8 protein-coding genes are annotated in these 6,666 nt (G+C 36.8%); 5 read left to right on the top strand and 3 right to left on the bottom strand.

The genetic code is table 11. The annotated features are described in order from the left end of the window. Positions 1-294, bottom strand: a 294-nt coding sequence (tnpA, locus tag H344_RS21555) for an IS200/IS605 family transposase (RefSeq protein WP_169514985.1), incomplete at its 3' end; no start/stop codon positions are given. Between the two features lie 103 nt (positions 295-397). On the opposite strand from tnpA, the gene H344_RS20650 reads away from it, so the two are divergent. The 3 genes from H344_RS20650 to H344_RS20640 all read left to right on the top strand — a co-directional run bounded on the left by H344_RS20650 (position 398) and on the right by H344_RS20640 (position 4,336). Next, entirely contained in the window at positions 398-2,176 is a 1,779-nt protein-coding gene (locus H344_RS20650; protein WP_394330148.1) for a multicopper oxidase family protein, read from the top strand. 38 nt (positions 2,177-2,214) lie between these two features. Further along, positions 2,215-3,165: an NAD-dependent epimerase/dehydratase family protein gene (locus H344_RS20645; protein ID WP_051254377.1), complete on the top strand. Its 951-nt coding sequence runs from the start codon at positions 2,215-2,217 to the stop codon at positions 3,163-3,165. A gap of 415 nt (positions 3,166-3,580) precedes the next feature. Beyond that, entirely contained in the window at positions 3,581-4,336 is a 756-nt protein-coding gene (locus H344_RS20640; protein ID WP_051254376.1) for a DUF5995 family protein, read from the top strand. A gap of 152 nt (positions 4,337-4,488) precedes the next feature. On the opposite strand, the gene H344_RS20635 is transcribed toward H344_RS20640, so the two are convergent. Further along, positions 4,489-5,253 carry a F0F1 ATP synthase subunit delta gene (locus H344_RS20635; protein WP_051254375.1) on the bottom strand — a complete coding sequence of 255 codons (765 nt, stop codon included), beginning with the start codon at positions 5,251-5,253 and terminating at the stop codon, positions 4,489-4,491. Between the two features lie 520 nt (positions 5,254-5,773). Between H344_RS20635 and H344_RS0116315 the strand changes: the two genes are divergently transcribed. Beyond that, positions 5,774-5,965, top strand: a complete 192-nt coding sequence (locus tag H344_RS0116315; protein WP_026811261.1) for a cold-shock protein — start codon at positions 5,774-5,776, stop codon at positions 5,963-5,965. 116 nt (positions 5,966-6,081) lie between these two features. Here H344_RS0116315 and H344_RS20630 read toward each other — a convergent pair whose 3' ends face one another. Further along, positions 6,082-6,414: a beta/alpha barrel domain-containing protein gene (locus H344_RS20630; RefSeq protein WP_026811260.1), complete on the bottom strand. Its 333-nt coding sequence runs from the start codon at positions 6,412-6,414 to the stop codon at positions 6,082-6,084. A 2-nt stretch (positions 6,415-6,416) separates the two neighbouring features. Between H344_RS20630 and H344_RS0116305 the strand changes: the two genes are divergently transcribed. Continuing rightward, positions 6,417-6,666, top strand: a 250-nt coding sequence (locus tag H344_RS0116305; RefSeq protein ID WP_205667180.1) for a transposase, incomplete at its 3' end; no start/stop codon positions are given.

The raw sequence follows: 6,666 nt of genomic DNA, 5'->3' as shown, positions 1-6,666 counted from the left end.
TACTCCTGGGGCATGAAAGAAAATCTCACGGGCAGTAAGGCTCTTTACCGTCCTTGCTATTTTGGTCGGACTATATGTTGGAACACTCTGAATCAAAAAATGAACATGATCCTTATCCGTACCTATCTCCAAAAAATGGATTTCATACCTGTACTGAATATCTAGACACGTCTGACACAGAATCCTCTCAACTTTAGGACTTAGTACCAATCGGCGATATTTGGTCGAACAAACCAAATGATAGAGTAACAACGAAACGTTGTGGCTCTTATGTATATGGGTGCTTGAGCTCACGCTCAAGATTACTGTTTTTTTTCGTGCGAGGCAAGCCTCGGGGTATTTACCCCTCTAGAATAAAAAAAAGGACGATCCTACTTTCAGGCCAGGAATTGATGATTTGCCAGCTGTTCCTATTATTCTAAGTGAGTGGACAGATATTAATCCCGAAAATGTGCATCGTATGTTGCACAATGCCAATGACTGGGGAGCTATTAAAAAAGGCACCACCCAAAGCTATGCCGAAGCCATTAAAGAAGGGCATTTTAAGACCAAATTGACCAACGAGTGGAAACGGATGTTGGCAATGGATGTTAGTGATGTGTATTATGACAAATTCCTCATAAACGGTAAAAATGAGAGTCAGTTATCCCAATTTAAAGGAGGTGATAAAGTGCGTTTACGTATTTCCAATGGGGGAGCCTCCTCTTATTTTTGGCTTAGTTATGCAGGGGGTAAAATGACCGTTGTTGCCAATGATGGTAATGATGTAGAACCAGTAGAGGTAGATAGGTTGATTATAGGAGTTTCTGAAACCTATGATGTAATTGTTTCCATTCCGTCCAATGACGTTTCTTACGAATTTTTGGTTACCCCAGAAGATCGCACCAATTCTGCCTCAATTTTTATAGGTAATGGCATTCGTCAATTAAAAAGTAGAATGCCAAAGTTGAAATACTTTGAAGGCATGAAAATGATGAATGGCATGATGAATATGGATGGAAGTATGGATGATATGGGAATGGAAATGAGCCTTCAGCAAATGGATATGAATGCCGTAATGTACCCAGAAATCACCGGAAGCAAAGAAGATAAGAAAAGTAGCAAAATGAAAATGGAAGGAGAGATGGACCATTCCAAACATAATATGGGTTTAGGAGACGATTTGGTTACCCTTAATTATGCTATGCTAAAAGCACCACAACCAACAACACTCCCAGCAGATGCCCCTATTAGGGAATTGCGTTTTGAACTATCGGGTAATATGAACCGCTATGTGTGGAGTATGGACAACAAGGTACTTGCGGAAACCGACAAAATCCTAATTAAGAAAGGGGAAAATGTTCGCATTGTGCTTTATAATGGTTCTATGATGCGTCACCCTATGCACTTGCATGGACATGATTTTAGGGTGCTAAATGGGCAAGGGGAGTATGCGCCACTTAAAAATGTATTGGACATTATGCCAATGGAAACGGATACTATAGAATTTAATGCCAATACAGAAGGGGATTGGTTTTTCCATTGTCATATACTATATCATATGATGGCAGGAATGAACCGCGTTTTTAGCTATGAAGAACAAGCCCCAAACCCTTATTTACCGGATAAGGAATGGGCTTATAAAAAATTGCAAAGAGAGAGCAATGAGTTTCATTTTATGGCTGAAAACGATTTTGCCAGTAATGGTAATGATGGAATGGTTATGCTAGGAAATACAAGGTGGAGTATAGGTGCGGAATGGCGTTTGGGATATCATGATGATCACGGTTATGAAACTGAAATCCACATTGGAAGATATATAGGCAAAAACCAATGGTTTATGCCCTTTATAGGGTTTGATTGGCGGTATAGAAAATTGGGACATAATGAAATTGAAAAGAATATTTTTGGACAGGCAAACACAAAAGATCAAAGAGCAGTTATGAGTGTTGGTGCGGAATACACCTTGCCATTACTTATTATAGCGCAAGCAGAGGTATTTACTGATGGTAATGTGCGGTTTCAGCTGATGCGCGAAGATATTCCTATTTCCCAACGCTTGCGGATGAGCTTTATGGTGAATACGGATAAAGAATATATGGGAGGTTTTAAGTATATAGTAACTAGGCACTTAGGTTTAACCACACATTATGATAGTGATATGGGGTTAGGGGTTGGAATAGGCCTTAATTATTAATGATGTATTTTCACTACTTACTATAATTAACCGTAGGAATGAGGGGGAGTGAAAAAAAGATTCTTGTTACAGGTGCTACTGGAAAGGTAGGACGGGCTTTTATTGATACTTTTCTTAAGGACCCATTAGAAAAGGGAACTATCAGGGCCCTATGCCACAAGCGTACTATAATCCCTAATGCTCGTGTGGAGGTAGTCCAGGGCTCCATAGCTGATCTGGCAACGGTGCGAAAGGCTATGAAGGACATTACCCATGTGGTTCACTTGGCAACCCCCAAGGAAGACACAGAAACCATTATGGACGTTGCCATAAAGGGATTGTTTTGGTTATTGGAAAGTTGTAGGGAGTCCAACACTTTTAAGCGTTTTATATTAATTGGCGGAGATGCATCCGTAGGTCATTATTTTTATCCGCATAAGGCCCCAATTACAGAGCAACAACCACATACAGCCTATCCTGGATGTTATGCCTTGTCCAAAGTACTTGAGGAAGCCATGTTGCAACAATATTTTGTACAATACAATCTGGATGGGACTTGTCTTCGTGCTTCTTGGATCATGGAGGGGGACGATTTAAAGCGACATCTCAGTTTTAGAAAGCAGGTATTTGGGGTACCTGAATGGCACAAAATGGTTAAGTCCCAAACCGCAGAGGAATATGAAAAGGAACATAATATTCCGCTTGTGCTCAGTGCCGATGGAAATCCAATGAGAAGGAATATGGTGCATCTAAAGGACCTTGTTGCAGCTATACAGATTGCCTTGGATCACAAAGAGGCAAAACAACAGACTTTTAATATTTCCATGGATGAGCCTTTTGACTATGGGAAAGCGGCCGATTATCTCCTAGAAACTCGCAAAATTAAATCGGTGCCCATAAAAACCGAATACCACTCCACTTGGTTGGATAATAATAAAGCAAAATTGTTACTGGGATGGCGACCAAAATATGGATGGGAGCAAATGATAGATGAGGCGTGGGGAAACTAACCCCCATTGAAACTGCCAGGTATTAACGATAGAAATTAGCCTAGGCAATTCAATTTTCATACAGAATGACCTTTGTAGTCCTTTTAGGAGCGTAAGAGGGGAGGGGATTGATGTTGTAAATACTTGTGTGTTGCAATGGTTCCTTAGGTAGATATAACTTACAATATAAAGATAGGTTTGGAAAGAGGGTATAAATCAAAAAGCAATACAATTGATCTTCCGCAAATAATAACTTCTGAAATTTATTTATCTTTATGGGGTTCTCCCCCAATTAGTATAATAATCAGCAACCGTTTTCTATTTTATTCGCAATCGTTTCAATAGGTCGACAAATTAAATGGCGATAAGTGACAAGACCTATAGAGCAGACCTACTTAATTAGATAAGAGGTTATTTTCATGAACTAGATAATTAAATGAATAGCGCAACCACCATTCAAGAAGTTCTTAATGAATTGGATATCATCATTGAAGATGCTATTGCTTCCAATGACAGGCTAGGATTGTTTGCCTTTGTATATAGAAGAACTACCGCTGAAATATTCAGGGAAATACAATTGCAAAACTTTGATGACAATCCGCGTATGGAGAAAATGGATGTTGTATTTGCCAATCTTTACCTCAATGCGTACAAAGATTATAAATTAAATAAAAGCGTCCCCAAATCCTGGGAATTTGCATTTATAAGCAAAAAGGAACCGTTAACCATTTTGCAACACATTTTAATGGGAATCAATGCGCATATCAATCTAGATTTGGCCATTGCAACAACCGCATCAATGAATGGCAAGGAGTTGGCTGAAATTGAAAATGATTTTAATAGGATAAACGATATTCTTTTTAGTATTGTCAACGAAATTCAAGATAGACTGAGTAGCGTATCCTATATGCTTTTTTTGCTGGATATGATTGGAAAGAATTCGGATGAGAAGATAATTGATTTTAGTATGCGTAAAGCACGTGAACAAGCATGGAACAGTACAAACTTGCTTTGGTCGTTGGGGGCTGGTAATCAAGATGAGGCAATTAATGGCATAGATTCCATGGTGCTGCAGCTCAGTAAAGTTATAAAATCCCCAAAGTCCCGTTTTGTGCGTTTTATCCTAAAAACCATAGGGACATTTGAGAAAAATGAAGTGGGAGCCGTAATTTCTAGATTAAGGGAGGATTAGACACTTTGCATCTAAAAAATGATAGACTTTTATATGGAATAATGAGGATGGGAATTTATATATACATTTTTAGTATTATAATGAATAACAGAGGTTAAAGAAATAGCGGGGGAATGCCCCGCTATTTTATTGCTTATACGCTATAAGAATGGTTATTTACTTTCAGTCAATTCTCCATCTTCGGCCATGAATTCTGTGTAGTCTAAAATATATACTCCTAATAATCTCCACTTAAATCTGTGATCGGCATATTTTGCTTTAAACTTATCATTATCCATAAACAAAGACTCAAAGTGATCATCAAAATCTTTTTTTGTTAGCCATAATACCTTTTCATTACCTTTTTTAATGTAGTATGATTTTGCTCTATCTCCGGCCAAATTCATTGCACCAAAGCCTAAACTCATGGTCTCTTTAGCCCATGGGTCCGAATAAACCTCTATATACTGACTGAATTTTGGATTTATAACCTGCATTAAAAATTCGGCTTCTTTCTTCTTATTTTTTAAAGAAACCAATTGATTAGTATACAAGGTGTATCCCTTGCTAATGTATTTAGAACCATCACTCTTGCCCCATTTGGTAACATCCTTCATATAATTGTCATGCTTTTGCAGCTGATCAATTCCCGATGGGGCCATATATAGATCAGCAATTTCATCTGCCATAACCCTCAGTTTCTTTCCGTCTGGTTTTATAAACTTAATTTCGTTGATCAGACCTTTTTTACGGTCTACATCTTTGATGTCCGCTTCAAATTTCTCCCCAGTTTTAAGGGTTACATAAGCAGGTTTTTTTCTTGAATATGAGCTATAAGCAGGATCAAAAGCTGCTTGTTTTTCACGTTCCTTTGAGTCTTCTTGTGCAAAAGAAATTGTTGCAGAGAAGAACAGCATGGTAACTAACTTTAATTTCATCTAAATTGTATTTAAGATTTATATTAATTGAATGTAAATAAAGCGCAGCCCAACTCAGGGACAACTTTTTGTTGTGAAAGTGCTATTTCTTATACATCAAAAAATTCGGGTAAAGCCCCTGCTTACATTTTAAAAAGACTCAATCAACTATCTCTTGCATCCATTTAGTAATGTGTAAATGAGTATTTCCATAAGGTCAAGATTTAATTAACTCAGGAGATTCATAAACAGAATTGGCAACCAATTTCAATTTAATCTTTGTAAAAGGGTAGTTGTAATGACATTTTTATGAAATGATCATTTCTTATTTCAGAGCAGATAATTGGGGTATGAAATTCTTCTAAGCTGTTATATTACTATTGATGATAGGCTTTATTAAGTATGTGCATACGCAAGAATGAATACGAAAATTACAAGCCATTTGAATATGTATTGAAAAATAAACAAAATAAAAGATTGTTTATTGAAATAATGGCACCACCTTTGCACTTTAAGTATTATAAATTTAATAAATATTACAATGAACACAGGAACAGTAAAATTTTTCAATGACACTAAAGGGTTTGGATTTATCACTGAAGAAGGAGTTGAAAAAGATCACTTTGTACACATTTCTGGATTAATCGACGAAGTACGCGAAGGCGACGAAGTTGAATTTGATCTTCAGGAAGGTAACAAAGGCTTAAACGCAGTAAACGTAAAAGTTATCTAATACATATACTTCAAGTTACTTAAAGCCCATCTATTTATTTAGATGGGCTTTTTTTATGGAATACTGATTAGAAAATAAAATGCAACTATAGGTCACAATCCACTCTTTAAGGCTATTTATAAATTGTTCTTCTTATTTTGTGAAAAGGTATAGCGCTGCTCTTGTGTGGAAGAAGCATTTAGTAATTGGTTGAATTTTCTAATAGTATTAAAATTCTGGGTAATTACATTTGAAACAGCGAGTCCAGAAATACCCGTTTCCAAAATTGCTTCAACATCATCAATAGTTATTTCCCCAAATGCTAAAATGGGGGCCTCAGTTTTTAAGATTTCTGTAATTACCGTATAGCCATTTAACCCGGATAATTCATGGGTATATAGTAAAATTGGGTGTAAAGTGTTATATTTAAAGAGCTTACAGGCATCTTTACTAACACTAAAATCACCCAATTTTGAGTACTAAAAATACAGTTTTCTACCGAGGTAAAAAATCAATTTCCGTAGATTTTTCTGCAGAAGAAATAAGTTCTGATGGTTCTCTGGTTTTACTGGAGAAAATAGAGCGGGAACACAAGTTAATCAGGTATTTCAGTCAATTTATTCCAGATAGTCGCAATCCCATCTTAGTCACCCATACGATAGAGAAACTTTTAAAGCAACGCGTATTTATGCTGATGCAGGGATATGAGGATGCTAATGATG

Source organism: Arenibacter latericius DSM 15913 (assembly GCF_000424985.1).
Classification (GTDB): domain Bacteria; phylum Bacteroidota; class Bacteroidia; order Flavobacteriales; family Flavobacteriaceae; genus Arenibacter; species Arenibacter latericius.
This window is presented reverse-complemented; position numbering and strand designations above follow the sequence as displayed.

Excerpts from the sequence above, each read along its gene's own strand:
- H344_RS20645 (WP_051254377.1), top strand. The coding sequence starts at position 2,215 with ATGAGGGGGAGTGAAAAAAAGATTCTTGTTACAGGTGCTACTGGAAAG.
- H344_RS0116315 (WP_026811261.1), top strand. The coding sequence starts at position 5,774 with ATGAACACAGGAACAGTAAAATTTTTCAATGACACTAAAGGGTTTGGA.
- H344_RS20635 (WP_051254375.1), bottom strand. The coding sequence starts at position 5,253 with ATGAAATTAAAGTTAGTTACCATGCTGTTCTTCTCTGCAACAATTTCT.
- H344_RS20640 (WP_051254376.1), top strand. The coding sequence starts at position 3,581 with ATGAATAGCGCAACCACCATTCAAGAAGTTCTTAATGAATTGGATATC.